Here is a 24,276-nt window from a genome sequence, read left to right on the forward strand (position 1 = left end):
CTAGGGGTATAACTGTACCCCTATTTTTTTAAAGGGATATGAGATGTATTTGCACACGCATTTATGTGTCATAAAGCCTTGTTGTAAATTGGGCTAATGAAAGAAAAAAACTCTCTATTAAAAACCAGTAGTGGAAGCTTTGCTTTACTGCTGGTTTTACCGATCTTAGCGATCTTCTATACTGCCATTGGCGAAACCGATGAAGTGTTCAGTCATCTTCTTTCGACCGTCATGCCTACTTACGCTTATAACACCGTGGTGTTAGTGGTTGGTGTAATGGCTTTAACTCTTCTTTTTGGTATTCCAAGTGCGTGGCTCATGGCGATGTGTCGCCTGCCAAGTGAAAAATGGCTGCAATGGGCTCTGGTTCTTCCATTGGCGATGCCAGGCTACATTATCGGATATATTTTTACTGACTGGTTCGATTTTGCTGGACCTATCCAGATATTCCTACGAGATATGACAGGCTGGGGACCCGGGGAGTATTGGTTTCCGGATATCCGAACATTAGCGGGCGCTACTGTTGTATTGGCTTTAGTCTTATACCCATATGTTTATTTACTGTGTCGTGCAGCATTTATGGAACAAAATGTTTCTTTATTGCAATCTGCTCGACTGTTGAAGTGTTCTCCTTGGGAAAGTTTTCGTCGAATATCCTTACCGTTAGTTCGACCGTCCATCGCAGTTGGCTTGTCTCTCGTCGCCATGGAAACCATTGGTGATTTTGGTACTGTCAGCTACTTTGCTGTTAATACGCTTACCACCGCAGTTTATGACACTTGGCTTGGTTACTCTAACCTGAATGCCGCTGCTAAAATATCCGCAATCATGCTGTTAATTGTTATTTTTTTACTGAGTGCTGAACGTTATAGCCGCAGAAAACAGAAATTATTTCAAAATCAATTTAGCAGTAATGAAGACTTTCGATATGTCTTAACTGGCTGGAAAAAGTGGTTAGCACTATTCTGGTGTTGGGGGCTTGTCGGTATCGCATTCATTTTACCGCTGATGCAACTTTGTATTTATTCATATAAATACTTTGCACAAAGTTGGACGACCGAATTTAGAGACTATGCTTTAAATAGTTTATATGTCTCTGTAAGCGCAGCTGTTATCGGTGTAATCGTCGCTTTAATTGTGAACTTCTATCATCGTGTGAGCCCAAGCAAATTGAGTGCTAGTTTCATGAGGTTCTCATCATTAGGTTATGCCGTGCCAGGAACAGTGCTTGCGATTGGGGTAATGGTCTCGGTTATTTTCCTTGATCATAAAGTGAATGATGTTGCAAAAGCTATGGAATGGGGCAGACCGGGATTACTTTTTTCAGGGTCTATGTTTGCGCTTATCTTTGCTCTTGTGGTGCGCTTTTCTGCTGTGGCTATTGGTAGTATTGAAAGTAGTTTAAGTAAAGTTTCTCCATCTTTAGATATGGCATCTAAAACGATGGGATGTAATACCAACCAGATGCTATGGAGAGTTCACTTTCCGTTGATCAAACGTGGTGCATTAATCGCGGCACTTCTAGTGTTTATTGAGTCGATGAAAGAACTCAATGCAGCGCTGTTATTACGACCATTTAATTTTGAAACATTAGCAACCTATGTCTACAACTACGCATCTGATGAGCATTTAGAGTTGGCAGCAATGCCTGCAGTATTACTCGTTTTAGTTGGTTTAATCCCTTTAGTCATCGTTAATCGTTCCTTGGAGCAGAAACACTAATGAGCTGTGCATTATCAATAAAAAATCTGACTTGTCAGTATGAGTCTCAAACAGTTCTAGAATCGTTGTCACTTGAAGTTGAACATGGTGAAATTGTTTGTCTGTTAGGTGCAAGTGGTTGCGGTAAAACGACCCTTCTAAAAGCAATTGCAGGGCTATTACCATTAACTAGTGGAGTGATGAACCTTAATTGCCAAACGATTGATGACGGTAAGCATTGGTTACCACCAGAACAACGTAATATTGGTATGATTTTCCAAGATTATGCGCTTTTTCCGCACTTAACCGTGTTTGAAAATGTAGCTTTTGGCTTACGAAAAGAAAGTGAGCAATCAAAGAAAGATAAGGTTCAAGAGATGCTTGAGCTTGTTCATCTTGACGGTTTTGGAGATAGGTACCCGCATCAATTGTCAGGTGGTCAGCAGCAGCGTGTTGCGATTGCTCGGTCACTCGCTTATAAGCCAGACTTACTCTTGTTGGACGAACCGTTTTCAAATATTGATACTCAAGTTCGTCATGAATTGATTTCTGAAATTCGTAAGATTTTTAAGAAACAAGGTGTGACAGCCATTTTTGTTACTCACAGCCGTGAAGAAGCATTTGCCTTCGCGGATAAAATGGCAGTAATGAACTATGGTGTGATTGAGCAATATGGTTCGGCGTCAGAGTTGTATTACCAGCCATCCAGTAAATTTGTCGCTGACTTCCTTGGTGGTGGCAGTTACCTAAAAGCTAAACGAGTTTCAGAGCAAGAGTTCGAAACCGATTTAGGGGTAATAGAGGCAAAACCTCAAACAGAAATAGGTTTAGAGGCTTATTGTGAGTTATTGCTAAGACCTCAGCACATTCAGGTGACATCTGGTACTGAAAGTACTATTTCGGTTCTAGAGCAGCAGTTTATGGGTGACCATTGCCGTTATGTGATAGAAGCTAATGGACAAAAATTATTAGCGACTTCTGCAGAGGCGTTAGAAGTGGGGCAGCCTGTAGCGGTAAAAGTGGACACTCACGGAGTGCTTGCCTTTTAAATGAAAAAAGCCCGAAACCATGAACACTCTGGATATGTCATGGGCTTCGGGCAAGATTGGTTCTTCTTTGGTGCCTCAAAAGAGGGCTGAGAGTTTCCTACCAGTACTTAATATAGAAGTACTTAAAGTGATAGGAATTCTTTAACCTGCAGAAGAACTCGCTCGGCAGTTTCTTGGTTTTCCATTTCAGCAAAAATTCTTAAAAGTGGTTCTGTACCTGAGAATCGAGCAATGACCCATCCTCCATTTTTAAAGTACACTTTAGCCCCATCTTCATAGCTGACTTTTTCAATCTCATATTCAAACTCTGGCAATTGCTTCTCTACGTAAATTCTGGTGTAAAGCTGCTCTTTTTGAGAGGGTTTGAACGTACAATCTCCTTCTGCGGTATAGGCATAGCCATACTTTGAATAGATTTCATCAAGCATTTCAGAGAGTTTTTTACCTGTTACGCTGATCATTTCAACAAGTAGGCTTGATGCAAACACCCCATCTTTACCTTTGATATGACCACGTATGGTAAGTCCGCCTGAACTTTCGCCACCAAGTAGGGAATCATCTGCTTCCATTTGAGAACTGATGTGCTTAAAGCCTACTGGTACCTCAAAGCTTTTTTCACCATGATCCGCGGCCACTTTATCTAGTAGGTGTGTGGTTGCGATATTTCGAACAACAGAACCTTTCCAGCCTTTGTATTCAAGTAAGTAGTAATAGAGCAGTAGCAGTACTTCATTTGGGTGAATGAAATTACCTTTTTCATCGATGATTCCAAGGCGGTCAGCATCACCATCTGTACCAATACCAATGTCATAGCCTTCAGCTGCGACAAGGTGTTTCAGTCGATATAGAGTGGATGCGTTTGGTGATGGCATTAAACCACCAAAGTCTGGGTTTTTGCCATCGTTGATCACATCAACATCACAGCGACCATTGATCAGAACTGTCTGAAGCGCATTTTTTGCCACACCAAACATAGGGTCTATGAGTACGCGTAGGTTCGCTCGTTTAATCGCGTCAATGTCGATAAAGTTAATGATTGAATCGACAAATTCATTCATTGGGTTGATCACTTGAATGGTTTTATCATTCAGCGCTTGTTCAAAATCGACCCGAACTACATCTTCTGGAGTAAGGTTTGCTATCTGTAGTTCAATCTTTTCTGTGATAATTTCATCCGCATCACGCCCACCTTCAATGAAAATTTTGATGCCGTTGTAGTCTGCTGGGTTATGGGAAGCGGTTATACATGCTGAGTAAATGCATCCCATTTCTTTTGCTTGAAACATTACGATTGGCGTAGGCACGAACTTATCAATAAAGCTGACTGGTATTTCATTTGCTGCGAGTACTTCAGCAAACCAGCAAGCGGCTTTATCAGATAAAAAACGGCGATCGTAGCCAATAACGAATCCGTTCTTAGCTGCATTTTCATTATTGATGATGTTCGAAAGAGCTTGAGCAACCAAACGTACGTTATCACGGGTGAATTCTTCACCGATGAATGCACGCCAGCCGCCAGTACCAAATTTGATCATTATAAAATCCTTTTGGATATCACATTTATAAGTAGCAGCTTCAGTGATTGAAGCTACTGTCGCGTGATAATTAACCTAAAACAACAATCACTTCGTTTACGCTGCCTTCTTCAAGGACAGGAACCGTGCCTTTTACCGCTTCGCCGTTAACTGTAATGGTTTTAACGCCTTTGCTGACTGAATTTGGGTTTTGAACTGTGATGTTGTAGGTTGCTCCTCGCCATTGACGTGATACTTCAAATTCAGGCCAATCAGTCGGGATACAAGGATCAATAGTTAATCCATCAAAGCCTGTTCGAACACCTAGAATGAAGTTCGTAACGGCGAAGTAAGCCCAACCTGATGTTCCTGTTAACCAAGGGTGGTTAGCGCGGCCATGGTCTTGATGATCTTTACCCATGATGAATTGCACGTAAGAGTAAGGTTCTGCGTAACGTGTTTCGATCATGTCATTTTGGTTGTAAGGGTTAAGAGCATCGTAGAACTTCATTGCTCGGTCACCACGACCAAGTTTTGCTTCTGCAACCCATGCCCAAGGGTTTGGATGCGAGAAGATTGCTCCATTTTCTTTTACGCCTTGGTAAACTCGAGTCACGAAACCAATGTCGTCATTCGGTGTAGCGAATGATGGTGAATTTAGGTGTAAACCGTATTCTGAGAATAAATTCTCGTCTACCGCATCCATTGCCTTTTCGCCACGCTCTTGAGAAACCGCTCCTGAAAGAACGGCAAGGGTATTTGACTCTAGGTGTACTCGACCTTCTGCTTGTTGAGCAGTACCAATCTTTTCACCATTTTTCGTTAAGCCACGAATGTACCAACCACCTTCATCATCCCAGAGGTGTGACTCACAAGCTTCACGAACGTTTGCTGCCATTTCTGTGTATTTTTCAACGTCAGCGGTGTTCTTACGGAACTTAGCTAGGTCTAGGAACTCTTGAAGTGCCCAGAAATGTAGGAAAGACACCATAGAAGACTCGCCACCACCTAGGTTCAGACAGTCATTCCAGTCTGCTCGAAGGCCTTTACAGATTCCTGTTTGACCAACATATTCTGCTGAGAAATTAAGCGCAGCTTTCATATGCTCATAGACGGTCGCTTCACCTGAATCAGCGTAAGGAATCACTTCATCGAAGAAGCTATGTTCGCCGGTCTCGACAACATATTTAATGATGGTTGGAACGATCCATAGGTGATCATCTGAACATGTATCATCAATGCCATGAATTTTGTCATCATCAGATGGTGTAGGTACTACGGTTGGCGATTTAGATGGTTCTACATCCGCTTTCTCTGGATCAAACCAATCAGGATCAAACAGGTGTAAACCGTAGCCAGCTTTCACTTGTCCACGCAGTAAATCTACAATACGTTTACGAGTCATTTCTGGGTTGGCATGAGGAACTGAAATCGCGTCTTGCGCTGTATCGCGGTAACCTAATCCAGTACGACCGCCCACTTCAATGAAAGAAGCGAATCGAGACCAAACCACACAGGTTTCAGCTTGGTAAAGCGTCCATGTATTGATCATGGTATCCAAACCTTCGTTTGGCGATTTTACTTGGAATTTCTCGCAGCGTTCATTCCAGTGATCTTTAATGCCTTGGAATGCTGCATCAACGTTAGCAAGATCTTGGTACTTCTCGCGCAAACGCTCGCCATTGCCTTTACCTATGCCTAGCACATAAGCGAAACGAACTTCTTCACCTGGCTGGATGACAAACTGTTTGTGCAGAGAACCACAGTGGTTGTAACAGGTTTGAGCACTGTTCGTACATTTGCCTTGTTCAACGGCAATTGGATTTGCTTCATCACGGTACAAGCCTAAGAAATTATCACGCTGCCCGTCGTAGCTATCTGGATCAAAAGTAGATGCTAAGTAGTAGAAACCTTCAAAGTCATTAGTGTTGTAGTAAAGATCGTATTCAAGCACACCATTTTTGTATTCAGTTCCGGCAGAGTACAAAGACATCTGATGGTTTTGATTATCTGATTGGATATGGCTGAATGAAAACTCAACAAATGAAAAAGTACTGATTGTACGAGGCTTATCAGTGTTATTTTTAAGCACGACATCCCATACTTCGGCATCTTCACCTTTTGGAATGAATAGCGTTTTAGTTGCAGTAATACCACTGTATTCACACTTGAATTTAGAGTAAGACAAACCATGTCGAACTTCGTAATTAGCTTCGTCCAAGCTTTTAGCCACTGGCTGCCATGAGATTGACCAGTAGTCACCCGTTTCGTCATCACGAAGGTAAACATAATGCCCTGGGCGGTCGAATGTACCGTTAGGGCGGAACTTAGTAACACGGTTATATTCAGGTGAGTTGTAGAATGAATAACCGCCAGCATTATGTGAAATTACAGTACAGAACTTCTCTGTTCCTAAGTAATTGGTCCATGGTGCAGGTACGTCTGGTTGCGTGATGACGTATTCACGATTATCGTTATCGAAATAGCCGTATTTCATTGTTATATCCTTTTTAACAAACTGCACTTTTTGCAGTTGATCGTACTAATATTGATTCTATTGCGCTGTGAGTCGGTAATACCGTCTTCAGCTATCCATTATTTCCAAGGGTTGCGGTATTGAACTTTGAGTCGGTCCAATAGAGGCAAATGCCCTTTTAATCGTGATAGGTAATTCAACCAATCACGGTTGTTCTTGTAGGTCCAGCAGCCTTCAGCTAGTGCTCCTAAACGTGGATGGATCATGTAATCCATTCGCTCTTGATTCGTAATGATTTCACACCACAAAGCGCATTGGATTCCACGAATACGCTTTCTTATTGGGTCTGTTTCCGGAATATCTGATAGAGCTTCGTAGTTATAAGCTTGCTCTAGTGGGATGACAGATGCCCAGTCAACACCAGGTTCTTCAGGAGCATAATCTTGGGTCATGTCTAAGTAAGTGTATTGACCTGGTTGCAGAACCACATCAAAGCCTTGTCGTGCACAATTCACCGCTGCTTCTTCGCTCAGCCATGAATAAATGATGGTTTCTTTGCTTACCTTGTTTCCATGTTGAGCTTCTTCCCAGCCCACCATGCGCTTACCAAGCTGTTTTAGCTTATCTTCGGCATAACGGAATAAGTGACCTTGAAGATCTTTGCTTTCTTGGTAGCCATGCTTTCTCATGACTGATTGCGCTGCTGGGCTTTCGCCCCATACGCCATGAGGCACTTCATCTGCGCCCATATGGATAAGTTCGCTAGGGAAAAGAGTGGATACTTCTTCAATAACGGTATCAAGGAATTGGTATGTACCCTCTAGACCTGGATTTAGGACGTTATCGGTATAGTGTTGAATACTCTTGTATTGAGTGCTATCTGCATTTTCAACCAGCATGTGTGGCAGAGATTTGATGGCTGCACGGCAGTGACCTGGAATATCAATTTCAGGAATAATGGTAATGCCTCGCTGATCTGCAAAAGCAATGACATCTTTGATTTCTTCTTGAGTGTAAAAGCCGCCGTAGGTTTCAGATAAATGCGTATATTGAGGTTCAATCGCATGCTTGATGCCGCGCCATGCGCCAATTTCAGTCAACTCCGGCAGAGCTTTGATCTCAATCCTCCAACCTTCGTCATCGGTAAGGTGCCAATGAAAAACATTGAATTTGTAGTACGCAAGTTGGTTAATTAGGCGCTTTACTTGATCTACAGAGTGAAAGTGTCTCGCGCAATCGAGCATCATCCCACGATATTTAAATCTAGGTTCATCAACTACTTTGCAGTTGGGGATTGAGAAGCTTGAATTGCTTTTAACTTCGATTAATTGTATGAAACTTGCAACTGCATGAATAAAACCAGATTGGCTTCCTGACTCTATAGAAACACCGTCAGTGTTGACCGAAAGTTTGTATTCGCCGTCATCCAAAATTGGGTTACTTGCAAAAGTAATAGAACCAGATGCTGATTCACTAACTTGTAAACCAAAACAGTCCTTTAGCTCTTGTGTAAGCCAAGTGACCGCATTTTTTGCTAGTGTGGTTTTAACTAATAAGCCCGAAGCAGGAGTTAAGCTAAAAGATCCTGATTGTTGTGTTAAAGAGTTTGGCTGTGGAATTATTGCTATCTGAGCTCTTTCTACATCTTCAATAGTGCTGCGCTCCCGATATGGAGAAGCTAGAACAATTGGTGAAATAGTGATCGGCAGTATCTGCATTTCACCATTAGAGTGAGATTGGATAAACGCTTCGTTTAAACCATCAGAATAAAATCTGAATGGTGCACTTTGGATACTAAATTCAAAATAGAAATGATTGTTCGCTTTAAGCTGAGTCGTATTTGGCGTAAAAGAGCAAAAACTTCCTACTTGTTTGAGAGTGCCTTGAGAAAGGCTTTCTGGAAGAATGAAACGATCGAAAGCGAAATGCAGTGACCAATCAGTCACATCAATATCACTTAAGTTGTGCACAGTTAAACCAAAGCGGCACGTTTGCTTTTGTTCAGATAAAACAGCTAATTCGATGCGGTAAGTCATAATCCTTCCTTGTATAGCTTGTTAATACAAGTTGTGTTCGGGTTTGCCGGCAAACATCAATGCGCCTTCAATGGCGTCAAATTGAGGTTGTACAATCCATTGCTGAATGGGAGGAGATAACCAATTTAGAATACGTTCAGCGATACTGCCCATCAGGCACACTTTTTGTGCTCCCTTTCGGTGTAAGGCTAGGATAAACATTTCAATGTCAGCGGCAGTTTGTTTTAGCATTTCAATAGCCAGTTCATCACCTTCATTCGCTAATTGGAAAATGATAGGGGAGAACTGTCCGTAGTCTTTTGGAATGGCAGTTTTAGACCAAGCAACAATCTCATCAATATCGTTATTGAAGTGATTCATAACATGTAATGAAAGAGCTGTTTTTCCACGAATTCCGTCTTCAGCCAGTAGTACTTGCTGGATAAGGCGAAGCCCCATCACAGCGCCACCACCTTGATCTGATATTGGGAACTCACGCCCACCAACAACATGTTGTGTCTTACCTTGAAGATAAATTCCGCAAGAGCCTGTCCCACCGATCATAATGGCGCCATCGTCACCATTATGTGCGCCGATACATGCGCCATAAGCATCCGTATTAAGAGTAATACTCGCGAATGGGTGATCTAACTTCATAAAATCAATCCATGCAGACTTTTGCTCAGCACCAGCAAGAGCAAGACCGACATGCATATTAGAAAAATCACTCAGCGTGAGCCCACCTTGCGTAGCTGCATCAGTAATGGCTGATGTTAAAGATGCCATCGCAACTTCAACACCTAGCAAAATATTGGCACTGCCACTTTTTGCTTCACCAATAAATGTTCCCTTGCTGTCTCTGATTCGAGCTCGGCACGATGTACCACCGCCATCAATTCCTACATAGTAAAGAGTCATGGTTATAGCTCCTTATCTGTAATGAGATTGTTCGAAGTAAGGAAATTAAACTGGCATGCTGTTGCGAGTAAGAACCAAGCCCCATGAGGGATCCATTGTTCTCCCCAACGCCAGTTTTGAAGCATGTCATCTTTCTGACCAGGAGGATTAAATGCAATGTCTTGTTCGTCGTCGAACCCAGCAGTAATGCCGTTACAAACTCCGCCTTTAGCATTGAAGAAGCCAAGCTTAGGAAGGTAGTCAGGGTTATTATGTCCGTGCCCATCGAGCATGCACATGTGATATGGGTTAAGCCCTAAAATCCAATCTAAACTGTTTTGTGCTAATTTCGCTAAACGCTGCTTTAGTTCAGGATTTTGAATGTGTGGTTGAGCAAGGTAAGCCATAGAGGATAACGATCCTAAACGTGCATTTTCACCTTGCCACCAGTAGCCTGTTTCATTGTTTTGTGCGACAAAGAAAGCGTCTCTTTTTTCACTGTCGACTGATTTGACATACTGCCTTGGGTAACCAAATGGATTCGTTACAGCATTGGTAATCGATACTTCAAAATGGCATGCTTTTTCAATTGCATTTATAGCTTCTTGTTTGGACTCTGTATCGGTTTCGATAGACACAAATTCGCATAAAGCAATGACGGGTAATCCCGCTTCCGCTGCATGGTAATAAGGGCGGCTACCATCTGAATTTGCCGACCAGAAGTGATCAAAATTGCTGTCTGTCATTTGGCGGCGGCTTAAGCGTTTAGCCCAAACTCTCGCTTCTTGTAGATATTCAGCTTTCTGAGTCACTCGGTGAAGTTCTGTTGAAGCAAGTAATGCGCAATATTCATCAATGATGTTTTCTTCACCATCATTTAAGTAACTAAGATTGTATTCTTTTAGATGCCAATAGCCGCGTTCAGCCGCTTCTAGGTACTCTTGGCTTGAGAATTCACCAGACACTTCTAAAGCAGATGCAGATGCTAAGGCTGCAATTGCAACGCCAGCCCCTTGGCGAAATCCTGATTGGTAATCGTCGGTCTTATGACCTTCTTGAGTCGCGTAAGCGCAGATGTCTCTTTGTTCAGTATCTTTACTCCACTTATCAAAAACAGTCATGTAAAAGAAGCCACCTGGGCTTTGCATTCTGACTAAAAAGTCAGCGCCAAAAAGAGCTTCTTCAGTTAGACGAGTTGTGGAGAATTTCGGGAAAAGAGGGTGCTCACTTGTGAGCGTTATGCTCTTCAACATATTCCAAACAACCATTGGAATTTGCTGTGGGTTTAGATAGTTTGCATAAGATAAATGGCTGAAATATTTACTCACATCACCAGATGCGTCGTACCAACCACCATGCACATCAACGTGAACGTCAGAGTTCAATAATTTTGCATGCTGATCTTTTTTATCAAAGATACCGCCGCATCGCTGGGATTTGAAGTAATGCAAGACATCAGAGAAGGTCGTGTCCATAAGCAAGTTTTCACCGATAGAAAACACTTCAGAACGTAAATTATCGAAACGTAGGTAATAGCGACCCACTTTAGATACTGAAGTAAAATCTATGGTATAGAACTGCCCTTGGTGCCAATTGGCTACTTGACCACTTTTAACTAGCTCAAAGGTGTCGACAGTTACATGGTTGTCAGCACAAACGAGTAATACAGAATGGCTTGATAAGCGTTCTTTTTGAGTCTGTAGAATCGCTTGCTTAAAGCCGCTTGATTCATAGCCAATGTGGTTAGTGAGTAACTGCATCAATAATCTCCGACAGTCCTAGTTTCTTTTGGCTAGGTACTTTTATTTTGGATACAAAAAGTTAGGGCGATTAAGCCCTAACTGGATTTAATGTTAACTTTCGTGCAAATAGCAGCGTACAAAGTGGTTATCAGCTAATTGAGTAACACCTGGTAAGCGCTCTTTACATTTATCCATGACCTGAGTACAACGACCAGCGAAAGGACAACCAGCAGATTCAGGTGTCCACAGAGGAATCTCACCCTTGTTACCTGCAAGTTTTTCATGGATAGACTTTTTAGGGTCTGGTACTGCTGAAACAAGTAGTTGAGTATATGGGTGTTGTGGGTTAGCTATTACATCATCTGTATCGCCCCATTCAACCATGTGACCGACATACATCACTGAAAGATCTTCAGCAATGTAACGTGCCGTTGCGATGTCGTGAGTGATGTACAGCAGAGACATTTGTTTCTCAAACTTCATCTCTTCCATTAAATTTAAAACACCCGCACGGATTGATACATCTAGCATCGATGTTGGCTCATCCGCTAAAACAACCTCAGCTCCTACTGCAATATTACGAGCCAAGTTGACACGTTGGCGTTGGCCGCCAGACAGTTGGTGAGGGTACTTTTCTGCTGTTTCTTTTGGCGGAATAAGACCAACTTGCTCAAGAAGATCGTAAACACGCTCTTCAAGCTCTTTCTTATTACCCGAAGTCACTTTTTTATGGATAATCAGTGGGCGAGCAATATGATGGAAAATGTTATGGGTTGGATTCAGAGAGCCAAATGGGTCTTGCCAAACCATTTGCACACCTTCGCGGTAATGCATCAGATCTTTTCTGCTTGAGATCTCTTGTATATCACGACCTTTGTATTCAATAGTGCCGCCTGATGGGGCGTACATTTTTGCAATCATTTTAGCCGTCGTTGATTTACCTGAACCTGATTCACCAACCACGGCAAGCCCGCGGCTTTTATACATTTTGAAAGACACGTCATTGATTGCACGCATCATAGGGGTTTGGATGGTGGTACTGCTTATTGGGAAGTCTTTTACAACATTCTTGCCTTCTACCAATAATTGACCGAATTCTTTGCTCATAATTGTCTCCAGAAATCCTTATTACTACCAAGCTTGTTCTATTGCGGCTTTATGCTCGCTAGTTGTTATATCCGCTGTTTCCAGCGGACAAGCTATCTTGTCGCTAAGCTATAGTTTGCTGTGTGCTATTTCGCCGTATAAGTGGCAGTTCGATAAGTGCCCCGGGTCAATAGTACGCAGTGTTGTTGGAACTTTAGTACATGCTTCATGTACACGGTCACAACGAGCTTGGAAGCGACAACCTTCTGGTATCTCTAATAGATTTAGAGGGTTACCTGGAATACCAGCCAATTTTGTTTTTGGCCCCGTAAGAGGAGGGAATGAACTTCCCAGCCCTTTGGTGTACGGGTGATAAGGGTTTTCTAAAATATCTTGTGAATTCGCGACTTCGATTAATTCACCTGAATACATGATGCCGATGCGGTCAGAGAACTCGACCATTAATGACAAGTCATGCGTGATGAACAAAATCGAGAAACCAAATTCTTCTTTAAGTGCATAGATCTTTTGAAGAATTTCACGCTGAACCACAACATCTAATGCTGTTGTTGGTTCGTCCATGATGATCAGTTTTGGGTTCAATGCGAGTGCAATGGCAATCACCAAACGTTGACGCATACCACCAGAGAACTGGTGCGGGTAATCGGTTAATCGGCTAGGGTGAATATCAACAATTTCAAGTAATTGACTTGCACGTTTTAGTGCTTGTTCACGAGTCATACTTGTATGACGCATGATTACGTCACAGAATTGTTCTGTCATTGGCAATACAGGGTTTAGTGCATTCATAGCACTTTGGAAAACCATCGACATTTCGCTCCAGCGGAACGCTTGCATACGGTCATCGCTGTAATCTAGGATATTTTCACCGTTGAAAATAACCTCACCACTTGAAATGAATGCTGGCGGCTTATGAAGGCGCATCAAAGAGAAAGCGACAGTGGATTTACCACATCCAGACTCACCTGCTAGCCCAAGGACTTCACCAGGGGCAATATCAAAGCTAACATTGTTACAAGCACGAACATCGCCAGCTTCAGTTATGTAGTCAACGCATAAGTTGCGGACAGAAATTAGTGGATTAGACATGATTATTTATCTCCGCTCCAAAGTGCATTTTGTGGTGGTAGTTCTGGCTCACGCTCAGACTTGTCTTGTGCGGCTAGTTTCTTCCAGCGTTTCATACCTTTGTGTGAACGTAACTGCGGGTTAGCAATTTCATCAACAGCGAAGTTAAGTAGTGCCAATCCTGTTACAAGGAACGTCAAGGCGATACAAGGAGCAAGTAGTTCCCACCATGCGCCAATTAGCATAGAAGATGATGTTTGTACGTTGTACAGCATGATGCCCCAACTAATTGTATTCGGGTCACCAAGACCTAAGAACGAGATAGTGGCTTCCATCATGATTGCGTACATTACCGAGCCAATAAAGCTTGCACCTACAATCGAGATTAGGTTTGGAAGAATTTCTACAAAGATGATTCGGAACGATGACTCACCTAGAACTTCAGCCGCTTTAACAAACTCTTTTTCACGTAAAGCTAAGGTTTGTGAACGAACAACACGTGCGCCCCAAGCCCAGGATGTACAACCGATTATCAAGGCTATGGTTAATGGTCCTGCCTCCCCAACAAATGCTGCAACTACGAATAGAAGCGGGTATTGAGGGATAACTAGCATGATGTTCATTGCTGCAGTTAATATGTCATCAACACGCCCACCGAAGTAACCAGCGGAAACCCCAATTACTGTTGCGAAGAAACATACTGTTAGACCTGCACCAAAACCTACCGCTAGAGAAACTCGAGCTCCGTAAGCCACTTGTGACCAGATGTCACGACCCATACGCGAAGTACCTAGTATGTGGTCGGCTTTCTTTGACATGATTAGAGTCCGGCGGTCATCAGCTAGGTTTGTAGCAATCCAACCATCTGGGTTAGCTTGCGCTGATTTAACAACAAAGCCTGGGTACTCATGTGGGTTGCCTGTTCGCTTATCAGGAGCGTGCTTAGTAACCAGTGGAGCTGCTAAAGCGATGAATAAAAATACGCTTAGAATCACAACACCAACGAGTGCTACAGGATTTCCCCAAATTAATTTGATAATACCTTTCATGATTATTTGCCTCCCTTACGTAGGCGAGGGTCAAGTACAACGTAAAGCATGTCTGCTAGTAAGTTAAAGAACAGCATAAATAGCGTCATGATAAGTAACTGACCTTGAAGAACTTGATAGTCACGAGCTGTGATTGCGTTGAATAGAACGCTGCCTAGACCTGGGTAGTTAAAGATGATTTCGATGATAAGCTGACCACCAATCGCCATACCAAGAGACATAGATAATGCCGTTACACTTGGAAGCATTGCGTTACGAGCTGCGTAGTTGAATACCACTCGGTTTTCACTTAACCCCTTACCTTTAGCCATCGTGATGTAGTCTTCAGCTAGTAAGTTAATCATGTTGTTACGCATGTTTACTAAGAAGCCACCAATTTGAACGACAGATGCACAAAATAGAGGAAGAGCGGCGTGGTATAAGACATCTTTGATGAATGCCCAGCTTGTCCAGTCAGGTAAAGTACCTGCGGTATAGGCGTATCCGGTTGGGAACCATTTCAGTCCGATTGCGAAAGTGAACATCGCAAGCATTGCGATAACAACCTGTGGAACGGCTTGAATTACCAGCATCCCTGGAGTAACAAATGTGTCGTACTTACTACCACGACGCCAAGCTGCAAAAATACCTAATATCGAACCGATAGAGAAAGACAAGATTACAGCTGTACCTGCTAGGAATAGAGACCAACCAAATGCTCCACCTAGAAGAGTGTTAACTGACAGCGGGTAAAACTGGATAGACGTACCAAGCTCCCAGCTTAGGATGTTTTTCATGTATGCGATGTATTGGACAAGTAACCCGCCATCTACGAAGCCAAGAAGCTCTTTCATAGCAGCGATACGCTCTGGTGTTACTTGAACTGAAGCGTTAGCAAACATCATGGTAACTGGGTCACCAGGCATTGCTCGCGGAATAATAAAGTTTAACGTCGCAGCAACTAACAGCGCGACAAAATAAAATGACAAACGTCTTAAAAAATAACCCATAACTCACACCTTACTCACCCAGATTGTTTCCCTGTTTCTGGATTCAGGTCGTTCCTAGCGAAAATTTGGAACGAAAAACCCCCTGACGACAAGCGCCATACATTCAATTAAGACTGCGGGGGATTTTTATAAGCGGCGTAAGAAGTTACGCCGCCAAGATTGAACGATTACTTATTTAACTGGTTTTAGGTCCAGTACATGAAGTAGACGCTCTGGGATACCAGCCCAAATGTTTGGACGGCCTTTTGGATTTTCTTCGTTCCACCAACCCGTAAAGCGAGTTGTGTTGTACTGGAACATGTAAGCACCAGACATTACAGGAACCGTAACTTGGTCTTCAGCGATGATACGTTGAATACCATGTGCGATTTCAAGTTGCTCGTTCTTATCAGCCGTTTTGTAGAAGCTGTTAAGTAGACCATCTAGCTTGTTGTTTTGGTAGTAGTGCATTGCGAAACGCGGCATACCGTCGCCAGATTGTAGTGCTGAGTTGTAAGCACTGTTCCAGTAAGTGTATGGGTCAGCACCGTGGAAGTAGTTTGTGTAAGCTACGTCGTATGTACCTTCAAGCATCGCTTGGTTGTATACAGAGAAATCTGGTGTACGAGCTTTCGCTTTAATACCGATTTCATTTAGTTGCTCTACTGCTAGTTGAACTGTGTTGTTGAAATCAGTCCAGCCATTTGGCGATTGAATCATTAGCTCGAATGACTTACCAGATGGTGTATCAACAAAGCCATCTTTGTTTACATCTTTAAAGCCAGCTTTTGCTAGAAGATCTTTAGCGCCTTCAGCATTGTACGTGTTGAAGCCTTTGTATTTGTTGTGAGTCTTTTCGTCAGACCAAGCTTCGAACGCATAACCTAGACCTGATGCGAAGTCATTCACTGTACCGCCACCGTAGAATGCGATGTCGATGATTGTTTGACGGTCAAGAGCCATAGAGAATGCACGACGGAAATCTACATTGCTTAGCGCTTCATTTTTAGCAGCGTCTGGGTGCTTGAAGTTTACTACGAATGCTTGAGTACCTGCTGGCGGGTACCAGTAGTGGTGCTTAGGACTTGCAGCAGCATACGTACGATCAATGTCTGGTACGAATGAAGATGTCCAGTCCATTTCACTGTTTACAACTTTACCAAGGAATTGGTCATTGTTAGCGATTTGAGGTACACGTAGACAGTCAACATCTAGGTTGCCAGCATCCCAGTAATTTGGGTTTTCACACTGGATGTAAAGTTGAGCTGTGAAAGTATCAATTTCAGTGAATGGGCCAGAACCTACAGGGTTTTCGTTTGTAAACGTTGCAGGATCTTTGATGTCTTTCCAAATGTGCTTAGGTACTACAGGTACTTTAGCAATTTCGTAAGGCACATTTGAGTTTGCTTCTGTTAGACGGAAGCGAACTTGGTTATCGTTCAGTTTCTCAACGCTAGATACCCAAGAGTTGATACCACTTTGGTCCAGCTCAGGTTTGCTTTTTACTAGGTTGAAAGAAAAAACAACATCATCAGCAGAGAATGTTTCGCCATCAGACCATTTAACACCTTTACGAATGTCGAAAGTCACGCTCATTAAGTCATCAGACATTTTGTAGTTTTCAGCTAAGCGGAAAACTGGCGTGTTACCGTGCATTTCATTAAATACAACAAGAGGCTCATATAAGAAGTCAGTTGTTGTATGAAGGTTAGTAGCACCTAGGTACGGGTTAAAGTTACGTACGAAAGTAGTAAATTCCTTCGGGTGAATAGTCAGTTCACTGCGTTCTGCAGCGGTTGCTACTGATGCAAAACCTGTCGTAGCGGTTGCAATAATTGCTGTTGCTAGTGCTGTTTTTTTTATATTGGCAAGCATAGCTGTTCCTTACTATTTGCTTTCATTTCACTAATGGATTGAATGTTATCTAACTTAATAAGACACATTCTTTTAAGGCCTACCTCTTAGAATTTTCGCTTCCTCATGAAGCATTAAGAGTGGCCTGTAGGCCTTGGGCACCCTTAGAAAACACCGAATGGAGAGATTTGGCAAATGAGATTCCCGTTAAAAACGTTAAAATAACCTTTCCTCTCGTCACTCTCGTTAAAAACATTGAAATTGGTTGAAAAACGAACCAGTTTTAAGTGTTGATGTGTGTCGCAATAGACCATGTATGATATTTATTTTGTTAGTAAATACTTACTCTTTGGCTCTTTTATTTAAAGGGATTACTTATGGTTTTTATATTTGTAGATCCGCATCACTTGCTGAATTCTCGTTAATTTATCTTAAAAAATTAAATCTGCCGTTCTGTCGTGACTAAGTTCGCAAACTCAAGTAATGAGTAGGGTTATTAAAGTAAATACTGGAAATTAGAGTTTTTATTGTGGGATAGACACATCGATTACCGTGTTAATTTTCTTGGTTAAATAACCTGTGTTTATCTATAAACCATACAATTTTTTTAATACTGAACGCCATTAATCAGCTTAAAAAAAAGCCTGCAATGAGCAGGCTAAAATGATTCCAATGGTCTAATTTATTTTAGCTAGTGAGCAGCTTTTGTAGCTTATCTCTAAGAGCTTCAATATGAGTTCGTTCAGGGCTTTGCTCATTGCAATGCTCTAGAATGAATTCAATAGAACTGAGTACCGTTCGCCATCTAGGAGTTTTCGGTAGTGTTTCCACGCGTAAGTACTTATCTAGGGTTCTTGTTTGTAAGGTACTTCTGTCTAGGTATACGCGCCATAATTGACTTTTCTCAGCAAAAGCGAATTTACTTTCACCAGTTACTGATTCCCAGTAATCGAGTGAGTTCGTCATCGCTTCAACTAAAACTTCTCGCATGATGTCTTGCTTATTTTTTCCTTCACCTGCTGCTTTATCTGCAATACGGGTAAACTCACCACCAAGCTCTTTAAGTTGTTGCAATTTATCTTTATCGCCTTCAAATGCATAACTAGACAGCGCTTCTACAGCGGTCTCTAGGTTATTAATTCGAGCTGAATTAACGCCGCCACCGACGTTAAAAATGTACATTGAATCTAATCCAGAGCCTTGTGGCAACTTAAGTATGTCAGTCGATATATGCTGCCTTGTGTCGTTTATATAGATGTCGATATCGCCGCAATAATGCGCTTGCTCTACGTTTAAGTATTTAGGGGCAATGATTTCATCAGCTCTAGAGCGCTTCAGTTGTTCTTGGCTTCTCCTAAATAGCTTTGTTGCGGCTTCGTTTGCAAAACGTATATGTTGGTCTTCTCGAATGCAGATGATTGCCTCTGGTGCTGACTCTAGTTGTTCTAGCAGTCTTCCCTGCGTTTCTAAAAGGTTAGCTTCAACCAGTGCTCTGTGTTTTAACTCTTGTTGTAGCTGATCGTTTTCTACTCGACGTTGTTCCGCTTTACTTGCCGATAAGTGAGCCGTAATTCTTGCTGCAAGTTCTTGCTTATTAAATGGTTTTGATAGGTAGTCATTCGCTCCTACTTCAAAGCCTCTTACGCGGTCTTCTGTCTGATTCAAAGCGGTAAGCATGATGATAGGCAGTTGCGCGTGGTCGAAGTCTTTTCTGAGAGTTTCACAGACTTGATAGCCACTCATTCCTGGCATCATGATATCGAGCAGTAATAATTCAGGTTTTTCTTTTTGAATGAGCTCAATAGTTTCAGGGCCATCACTTGCTGTACGTACTCGATAGCCTTCAATTTTTAAGAAGCTATCCAGAATTCGTAAGTTAACAGGTTCATCGTCTGCAATAATGAGTAATGGACCATCTGGGTTCTCATCAATGACACAAGCATCAAGTTGATGGTTTTCAATCGCTTCCGGTGCTTGAAAGTGTGAATGAGCGCCTGTTGGACTGATTGCCGTAATTTCTTCTTCCGATGCAAGAGGGAGGGTGAAACTAAAAGTTGTCCCTACCATGGTTTGGCTGCTGACATACAGTGAGCCACCCATGAGTTCGATAAGTTGACGGCTGATCGACAAACCTAAACCCGCACCTTGGCGGTAGCGGTTTGCATCTTGCCCTGCTTGAATAAGCGGTTCGAAAATATGATCCAAATATTCAGCAGGAATTCCTTGCCCTGTATCCACAACTTGTACGCGAATATTGTCATCGATGATGCTTGCCGAAATGACAATCTTACCTTCAGTTGTATATTTGATGGCGTTACCAACCAAGTTATACATAACCTGTTCAAGACGTTGAGGGTCTGATGATACAAGAGCTAGATTACTTGGTACTTGATTAATAATGCGGATGGGTTTGTTACCAAGCAAGTGATGAGAAAGCTCTAACACTAAGCTGGTGGCCGCTGATAGATCTACGGCTGACTTATTAATATCTAAGCTGCCATAACGCATTTTATGATAATCCAGCAGGTCATCGACTAAAGTCGTCAAGCGTTGACCACTGTTAATAATAATATCGAGTTGATATTTCTGGCTTGCAGGAATAGGACCATTTGCCCCTGAGATTAAAGCTTCTGCAATACCGACCATACCGTGTAATGGGGTTCTTAACTCATGAGATGTTGTGGCTAAGAATTCATCTTTAAGCTTATTGGCAAGTTGAAGGTCGTCATTCTGCTTTTGGATGACTTTTAAGTTGTCCTCAAGTTCTTGGTTTTGGCTTTTTATCAGGAGTATTTTTTCGCGAATAGAGCGCTGCATTCTTTCAAAACTAACCGCGAGGCGACCAATTTCATCTTTGCGTTCCATGTTGATCATCGCTTCATCTAAATCTCCAGCCGATACTTTCTCAGCTGCCCAAGTTAACTTTAGAAGCGGGGATGTAATGAAGTTTGACAAGTAATGAGAGGCAACTACCACCAAAATGATGGCAGTAAGCATGGTGATAACAAAGATTTTCTCTAACTGATAGATTCGCGAAAAAGCTTCTTTTTCTGGAAGCTCAACGACAAGAGCCCAAGTCGCATATTTCAGTTTAATAGGTGTATAGGCAGCAATTGTGGGTTCACCTAACGCATTGTTAAAGGTACCTACTGCATTTTCACCAGCTAATGCTTTATCAACCACTTCAAGGCTTAAGTTTATTGACTCTTGGCTATGGGCTAAGCTCCGAGGTAAGTGGTCACTACCTACTAACAGCGAATGCATGTTAGATGACTTGTTAAGGTCTGCTATTAGGTTGGTAATTCCGTTGTTTGGTAGCCTAAACATGGCATAACTGTGGAGGTAACCTTGCTGAATGATGGGTGCACCGAGCCATGCGCTTTGTTTGCCATTTTCTAATTCAAAATCAGAGACAATGATAGGTGTGTAGTCTTCGTTCGATTTACGTTTACTCATCACATCTTGATGCAACCGTGTAAAAGTTTGACCTAAATTCGAGTCTTTATATTTACCGGTTGTTAAGTTGGTGCCGTAGTTGTCATTCTTATAGACGGAGTAAGTTACATTACCGTTGATATCGACAAGTAGAATATCATCAAAATCAGATCGCTTAAGTAACTCAAGGTAAGCTTGATGGTAGCGGGTATGAAGCAGACGGTATCGTTCACTTCCTACATAACTGTTTGATTCAGGGAGAATTGACGTTTTGATCTGATTGCCTGAGCCTTGAATGTATCTTTGCTGGGCATTATCTCTAGCTTCATCAACATCAAGCCCTAAACGCTGAAATGCGTTCACTAAACCATAAAACCTACCGCCACTGGCTATTGCAAGTTCCGATCGAACAAAGCCTATCACTTGTGATTCTTGAGCTTGTAAATAGTCGGTTACTTGTTGCTGTTTGGTGTCACGAACGGATATTAAGTGAGAGGTACTCTGTTCTTGTAGATCAGCACTGTGTGATTGAAGAAAGAAGAAGGCGATAACAGTGACAGGAGTAATACTAAGAACAAGAAATGCAAGCATTAGAGTATTTTGAAGGCGCTTAAACTTCTGTTTTCGATAGAATCTGAACATAAATAAGGTACAACTTCCCTTTAAAGTACGGATCTCATCTACGAGAAACAGTACAAAGAATCGAATGAATGGGTCCTAATTTAACGAAATTAACGAGTTTTTTTACTTTGACAAGTAAGTGGTATTTAAAGCGTGTGCGAAGGCGCATTTTTATAGAATATTGCGGGGAATGTAGGCATTTAGTGCAGAGAACCCCCTGCACCAAATAGAATGTATTATTTATTAGCGTGATATATTGCGAATTTGGTTGTCTTATTTAGCATCGAACATTTACCGAAAGCGCGTTCAATGATTGAGGTATATTTTAAGAAGCTATTCGCTACGATTATAAGCTCACCTTTTTTATTCAAATGACTAGGTGCAGTTGCCAGCAAGGTTTCGGTTGCACCATAGCTGGTATCTAAACCTGAATGAAATGGTGGATTACTAATAATAAATCGATAGTCTTTAGAGGTGTCGGAATAGACATCAGAAGCGAAGACTTTCCCCTTGAGACCATTAGCTTCTAGGGTCGCTTGGCTAGAAGCGACAGCAAAAGCACTGATATCACACATCTCTAGCTCAATATCAGGATTTCTTGAAGCCATTACGGCACCTAAAACACCAGCACCACAACCAAAGTCGAGAACTTTCCCGTTTAATGAAGGTAGGCTATCCAATAGCAATTGGCTACCTATATCAAATTCACCATGGCTAAAGACACCAGGTAAACTTTTTACCGTTAAATTGTGGTCGCCGATATTTACAGAGTAAGTTTTAAACCAATTTTGTAGATCAAACTCTGCCGGCTGTTCGAAGCATTGACCCCAATAGAATGAGCATCGACGAGCTGAATCATATTTGACTACTTTTCCGTACGGGCTGAACATCTTTTCAATGCTTCTTACTCCAGAACGGTTCTCGCCCACGACAACAATCTCGGTATCTTTGCCTAATTTAGCAAAGAGCATTGCTAATAAATATTCTGCTTCTGCTTTAGCCTTTGGCCAATAGAGTAAGACTAAATCTGCTTTTGTTTCTTCCGTAAATTCAGTGCCATAGAAGCGTTGAATCGAATTGTATCCGTCAAGTTGACGATAATAGCTGTAGTTCGACGTAAAAACAGTTACAGACTCACAATGCTTTGCCAGTTCAACCGGAAATAAATCTTCCGACTCGCCAGCTACTAGAACATGTTTGCCTTCGAAATAGGCGAGTTGGCGTTGAGCAATTTGGCTTGGAGCAATAAATGCAGACATAAGGCACTCTGTTGAATGGTTAGCAAAAATGAGGGCGGATTTTCGCATAATCCGCCCTAAGCTTGAAGTTTTAATGTGTGCAGGCTGTCTTTAGAGTGTAGACGCGCAGTCGGTCATTAGTTGTTGTCTTGTTGATCGAGAAAATCTTTAAACTCTTCATCGTAAATGTTGAAGAGTACAATTGTGATTGCGAAAATTAACGGACCATAAATTAAACCAATCAAACCAAATAGTTGTATACCACCTAGCAGTGAGAAGAAGATCATCAAAGTATTCATACCGGCACTGCCTTGCATCAGGAGTGGACGAAGTAAATTATCAATGGATCCGACAATGGCAATACAATAAATCGTTAGGAAAATAGCCCAAGTGGTCTCTCCTGTAAGGAATAGGTAAGTGGCGGCTGGTATCCAAATTAAAGCGGTACCAACGACAGGGATGAATGAAGCAAAGCCCATCATTGTACCCCAGAATAACCCTGGAAAACCTGCAATCCACATGCCTATACCGCCAGCAAAACCCTGTGCGATAGCTGTTAAGAATGAACCCATTACTGCAGATTTAGAGACTTCTTCTATTTCGGTCAGTAATTTGTCTTCTTGGCTACGTGACAGCGGTAAAATATGTCTTACGACACTGATGATCTTATCGTGATCTCTTAATAGGAAGAACAGAACGAATAGCATCAAGAAAAAGTCCATTAAGAAGTTGGTCGCGTCTCCTAAGATCTTAGCGCTAATACCTACTAACTTAGAGCCGAAACTTGTCGCAAATTCTCCAACTTTTTGAGCAATGGCTTGAGGCTCAATGTTATCAAATGGCAGGTAGTTATTGATAAACGCTAAGGCTTTAACCACGATAGGGTGTTCGAATAGAGTTTGAATACCGCCATGTGTCACCCACTGATAAGTGTTTTGAGAGAATAGCGAACCTTGCTGAACGATAGCGGCAAATACGGCAAGTAGGGGAATGACAATAATGAACGTCAGTATGATACAAGAGAGCAATGACACGGTATTGGCTTTATTTGGGAGTTTCTTTTCAAGCCATTCGTGTATAGGGAACATCAGCAAAGAAATAATAAACGCCATTATTATTGAATTTACATAGGGTTCAATAAGTAAGTAGCAGGCATAGGCTGCTGCGAGTAGAGCAACAATAATGACCCAATGACTGGAAGTGATTTTAATTTTTTCTGACACGATGATGCTCTCTCAATTAACGTTCTATGTTTATAATGGCTGTAAAACAGATGGTTAGCAATGAGGAGTTTATATTATGGGATGCTGTAATAAGAATGAGAAGTGCGAGAGTGAAGAACAACAGCCACGTAAAGAGATTCCTTGGTTTCGGATGTTTTTAGGAACCATCATGCTACTTGTTTTTCTGTTCTGGGAAAGATAAGTACTTAAATGGAAGCTAGCGTTCATCGCTAATGTTTATCGGTACTCTTCACCTGAAGAAAGTGCAAATAAAAAGAGCCGCGTAATCGCAGCTCTTTTTCATTTTGATTTAACGTTA

15 protein-coding genes are annotated in these 24,276 nt (G+C 42.0%); 2 read left to right on the forward strand and 13 right to left on the reverse strand.

Annotation, left to right across the window (positions count from 1 at the left end):
• Window positions 1–96 precede the first annotated feature (96 nt).
• Window positions 97–1,722, forward strand: a complete 1,626-nt coding sequence (locus F0226_RS10895) for an iron ABC transporter permease (RefSeq protein WP_171735654.1) — start codon at window positions 97–99, stop codon at window positions 1,720–1,722.
• Complete coding sequence (locus tag F0226_RS10900; protein WP_171735655.1) at window positions 1,722–2,750, forward strand: ABC transporter ATP-binding protein; 1,029 nt, start codon at window positions 1,722–1,724, stop codon at window positions 2,748–2,750. The genes F0226_RS10895 and F0226_RS10900 overlap by 1 nt, the downstream gene beginning before the upstream one ends.
• A 122-nt stretch (window positions 2,751–2,872) precedes the next feature.
• Here the strand turns inward: F0226_RS10900 and F0226_RS10905 are convergent, their stop codons facing one another.
• From F0226_RS10905 to F0226_RS10965, 13 genes are all read right to left on the reverse strand, one after another.
• Entirely contained in the window at window positions 2,873–4,285 is a 1,413-nt protein-coding gene (locus tag F0226_RS10905; RefSeq protein ID WP_171735656.1) for a phosphoglucomutase/phosphomannomutase family protein, read from the reverse strand.
• 70 nt (window positions 4,286–4,355) lie between these two features.
• Window positions 4,356–6,761: a N,N'-diacetylchitobiose phosphorylase gene (locus tag F0226_RS10910; RefSeq protein ID WP_171735657.1), complete on the reverse strand. Its 2,406-nt coding sequence runs from the start codon at window positions 6,759–6,761 to the stop codon at window positions 4,356–4,358.
• A gap of 98 nt (window positions 6,762–6,859) precedes the next feature.
• A complete protein-coding gene (locus tag F0226_RS10915; protein WP_171735658.1) occupies window positions 6,860–8,776 on the reverse strand; it encodes a family 20 glycosylhydrolase in 1,917 nt (638 codons plus the stop codon).
• A 21-nt stretch (window positions 8,777–8,797) separates the two neighbouring features.
• Window positions 8,798–9,673, reverse strand: coding sequence for an N-acetylglucosamine kinase (locus F0226_RS10920; protein ID WP_171735659.1), 876 nt, complete (start codon window positions 9,671–9,673; stop codon window positions 8,798–8,800).
• Window positions 9,674–9,675: 2 nt separating this feature from the next.
• The gene (locus F0226_RS10925) at window positions 9,676–11,412 is read right to left on the reverse strand and encodes a glycoside hydrolase family 9 protein (RefSeq protein ID WP_171735660.1); all 1,737 of its coding nucleotides are present in this window, start codon (window positions 11,410–11,412) and stop codon (window positions 9,676–9,678) included.
• Between the two features lie 93 nt (window positions 11,413–11,505).
• Window positions 11,506–12,501 carry an ABC transporter ATP-binding protein gene (locus F0226_RS10930; protein ID WP_171735661.1) on the reverse strand — a complete coding sequence of 332 codons (996 nt, stop codon included), beginning with the start codon at window positions 12,499–12,501 and terminating at the stop codon, window positions 11,506–11,508.
• Between the two features lie 108 nt (window positions 12,502–12,609).
• A complete protein-coding gene (locus F0226_RS10935) occupies window positions 12,610–13,590 on the reverse strand; it encodes an ABC transporter ATP-binding protein (protein ID WP_171735662.1) in 981 nt (326 codons plus the stop codon).
• Between the two features lie 2 nt (window positions 13,591–13,592).
• Window positions 13,593–14,618 (reverse strand): ABC transporter permease, encoded by a 1,026-nt coding sequence (locus F0226_RS10940; protein WP_171735663.1) that lies wholly within the window; start codon window positions 14,616–14,618, stop codon window positions 13,593–13,595.
• 2 nt (window positions 14,619–14,620) lie between these two features.
• The gene (locus F0226_RS10945) at window positions 14,621–15,607 is read right to left on the reverse strand and encodes an ABC transporter permease (protein ID WP_171735664.1); all 987 of its coding nucleotides are present in this window, start codon (window positions 15,605–15,607) and stop codon (window positions 14,621–14,623) included.
• A 171-nt stretch (window positions 15,608–15,778) separates the two neighbouring features.
• Window positions 15,779–17,461: an ABC transporter substrate-binding protein gene (locus F0226_RS10950; RefSeq protein WP_171735665.1), complete on the reverse strand. Its 1,683-nt coding sequence runs from the start codon at window positions 17,459–17,461 to the stop codon at window positions 15,779–15,781.
• Window positions 17,462–18,127: 666 nt separating this feature from the next.
• Entirely contained in the window at window positions 18,128–21,517 is a 3,390-nt protein-coding gene (locus F0226_RS10955) for a response regulator (RefSeq protein WP_171735666.1), read from the reverse strand.
• Window positions 21,518–21,732: 215 nt separating this feature from the next.
• On the reverse strand, window positions 21,733–22,755 hold the full coding sequence (rsmC, locus tag F0226_RS10960) for a 16S rRNA (guanine(1207)-N(2))-methyltransferase RsmC (protein WP_171735668.1): 1,023 nt from the start codon (window positions 22,753–22,755) through the stop codon (window positions 21,733–21,735).
• Window positions 22,756–22,871: 116 nt separating this feature from the next.
• Window positions 22,872–23,957 carry an AI-2E family transporter gene (locus F0226_RS10965; protein WP_171735670.1) on the reverse strand — a complete coding sequence of 362 codons (1,086 nt, stop codon included), beginning with the start codon at window positions 23,955–23,957 and terminating at the stop codon, window positions 22,872–22,874.
• Window positions 23,958–24,276 lie beyond the last annotated feature (319 nt).

The sequence above is a fragment of the Vibrio sp. 99-70-13A1 genome (genome assembly GCF_013114625.1).
Classification (GTDB): domain Bacteria; phylum Pseudomonadota; class Gammaproteobacteria; order Enterobacterales; family Vibrionaceae; genus Vibrio.

What these genes read in the sequence shown, in the direction of transcription:
- F0226_RS10930 (WP_171735661.1), bottom strand. Translation starts at nt 12,501, where the DNA reads ATGAGCAAAGAATTCGGTCAATTATTGGTAGAAGGCAAGAATGTTGTA.
- F0226_RS10905 (WP_171735656.1), bottom strand. Translation starts at nt 4,285, where the DNA reads ATGATCAAATTTGGTACTGGCGGCTGGCGTGCATTCATCGGTGAAGAA.
- F0226_RS10915 (WP_171735658.1), bottom strand. Translation starts at nt 8,776, where the DNA reads ATGACTTACCGCATCGAATTAGCTGTTTTATCTGAACAAAAGCAAACG.
- F0226_RS10910 (WP_171735657.1), bottom strand. Translation starts at nt 6,761, where the DNA reads ATGAAATACGGCTATTTCGATAACGATAATCGTGAATACGTCATCACG.
- F0226_RS10920 (WP_171735659.1), bottom strand. Translation starts at nt 9,673, where the DNA reads ATGACTCTTTACTATGTAGGAATTGATGGCGGTGGTACATCGTGCCGA.
- F0226_RS10935 (WP_171735662.1), bottom strand. Translation starts at nt 13,590, where the DNA reads ATGTCTAATCCACTAATTTCTGTCCGCAACTTATGCGTTGACTACATA.
- F0226_RS10955 (WP_171735666.1), bottom strand. Translation starts at nt 21,517, where the DNA reads ATGTTCAGATTCTATCGAAAACAGAAGTTTAAGCGCCTTCAAAATACT.
- F0226_RS10895 (WP_171735654.1), top strand. Translation starts at nt 97, where the DNA reads ATGAAAGAAAAAAACTCTCTATTAAAAACCAGTAGTGGAAGCTTTGCT.
- F0226_RS10940 (WP_171735663.1), bottom strand. Translation starts at nt 14,618, where the DNA reads ATGAAAGGTATTATCAAATTAATTTGGGGAAATCCTGTAGCACTCGTT.
- F0226_RS10925 (WP_171735660.1), bottom strand. Translation starts at nt 11,412, where the DNA reads ATGCAGTTACTCACTAACCACATTGGCTATGAATCAAGCGGCTTTAAG.
- F0226_RS10900 (WP_171735655.1), top strand. Translation starts at nt 1,722, where the DNA reads ATGAGCTGTGCATTATCAATAAAAAATCTGACTTGTCAGTATGAGTCT.
- rsmC (WP_171735668.1), bottom strand. Translation starts at nt 22,755, where the DNA reads ATGTCTGCATTTATTGCTCCAAGCCAAATTGCTCAACGCCAACTCGCC.
- F0226_RS10945 (WP_171735664.1), bottom strand. Translation starts at nt 15,607, where the DNA reads ATGGGTTATTTTTTAAGACGTTTGTCATTTTATTTTGTCGCGCTGTTA.
- F0226_RS10950 (WP_171735665.1), bottom strand. Translation starts at nt 17,461, where the DNA reads ATGCTTGCCAATATAAAAAAAACAGCACTAGCAACAGCAATTATTGCA.